The sequence below is a fragment of the Dapis purpurea BLCC-M126 genome (assembly GCF_050015975.1).
In the GTDB taxonomy this organism is placed as follows: Bacteria; Cyanobacteriota; Cyanobacteriia; order Cyanobacteriales; family Microcoleaceae; genus Trichodesmium.
In genome coordinates, this window is the sequence record NZ_JBNHER010000279.1 from 1 (window position 1) to 1,547 (window position 1,547).

At 39.8% G+C, this 1,547-nt stretch carries 2 protein-coding genes; both read left to right on the forward strand.

Annotated elements, in window-relative coordinates; genetic code table 11:
* Positions 1 to 546 (forward strand): helix-turn-helix domain-containing protein (locus ACP6PL_RS25765; protein ID WP_426548188.1); only part of this gene is annotated, 546 nt, incomplete at its 5' end.
* Positions 509 to 1,525: an RNA-guided endonuclease InsQ/TnpB family protein gene (locus tag ACP6PL_RS25770; protein ID WP_426548189.1), complete on the forward strand. Its 1,017-nt coding sequence runs from the start codon at positions 509 to 511 to the stop codon at positions 1,523 to 1,525. The genes ACP6PL_RS25765 and ACP6PL_RS25770, both read left to right, overlap by 38 nt.
* Positions 1,526 to 1,547: the final 22 nt, after the last annotated feature.

The window sequence follows — 1,547 nt, forward strand, 5'->3', positions numbered from 1 at the left end:
TCCCCTTGGGGAGCGTCGTATGGGAGAGCCGGGCGTTGTCTGTGTGGTTTGCCCTTATTTTTGATATACTACTACCATGTAGATATAAAGGTCGATTTTGCCATGCTCCTGAAATATAAGTACAAGCTCAAGCCACATAAAAGGCAAGGGGTAATTATAGCTAATTGGTTAGAATTAGCTAGACGACAATATAATTACCGTTTAGCTGAAAGGTTAAACTGGTTTGAAGCAACGCGCACACCAGTCAATGCTTGTCCACTTAATGTTTCAGTAGTGCCAGTAGAACGGATTTATCAAAATATCCCCGAATTTAGAGTGCAAAGACGAGATGGCAGGAAAAAAGACAGTGATGGTAATTCCATAACAAGGAAAGGGGATAAGCATCCAAATCTAGTCAATGGTTATGTTTTGTGGGAGACTGTTCAATTAGCAGACTTAACACAAACTAAAAAACTATTTCCTGAATATAAGTCTATGCACTCTCAGGTGTTGCAAGATGTTATTCAGCGTGTACAAACCACCATGGATAACTTGTGCCTTACCTGATAAAAATGGCAAAACCAGTGGGAGACCTAAATTCAAAGGCAAGCATTATTATAACTCGTTGAGTTACCCTCAGTTATCAAATGCTCATATTTTCAAAAATGCTAACGGTCGTTATTGTATCAATCTACCCAAAATTGGTTTAGTCCGTTTTGTCTATAATCGCCCAATACCAGTAGGATTCAAGGTTAAGACAGGTACAATAATCCGAGAAGCTGACGGGCTTTATATTAGCTTCACGATAGAGGATAAGGCCGTACCTGTAGAGGTTGCAGAAATTCAACCCACCAAAGAAAACTCCAAAGGTATTGATTTAGGATTGTTATACTATGCTGTCACCAGTGATGGTGAATTCTTAGAAGTACCAAAATTTTTCAGAAAATCTGAATATCGCTTGTCCAAACTTCAGATTAGATTAGCTAAGAAATCAAAGCATTTATCGGCGTGGAAAATACTCAAGCGCAAAATATCTAAATTGCACCAACTAATAGCTAGACAGCGACTAGACTGGCAATTCAAATTAGCTTATCATCTGTTTTCGGATGTAAGTGTTATTTTCATCGAAGACCTACTTCTAGCAAACTTACTCCGACGTTGCAAAGCAAAGTTAGGTGGCAATGGTCAATTCTTGCCCAATGGTCAATCAGCAAAATCAGGATTAAATAAGTCTTTGCAAGATGCAGCTTTTGGTCAATTCATCCAAGTGCTAGAGTATGTAGCCTGGAAGTTAGGCAAGCGAGTTATAAAAGTAGATCCAAAAGGCACGTCTCAGCATTGTTGGGAGTGTTTGAATAAAGTATCTAAAAGCTTATCAGAGCGGTGGCATTACTGTCCTAAATGTGGACAAGAACTGGACAGAGACTATAACTCGGCACTTCTAATACAGAAAATTGGATTGTTATCAACACAGGAGGAGGACATCACTTCTGTAAAAACTGCGGTCAGGATCTCCTTGGCTGAAGAATCCCGCGCTCTCCTGTAAGGGAGCGTCGGGAGTATGTCAA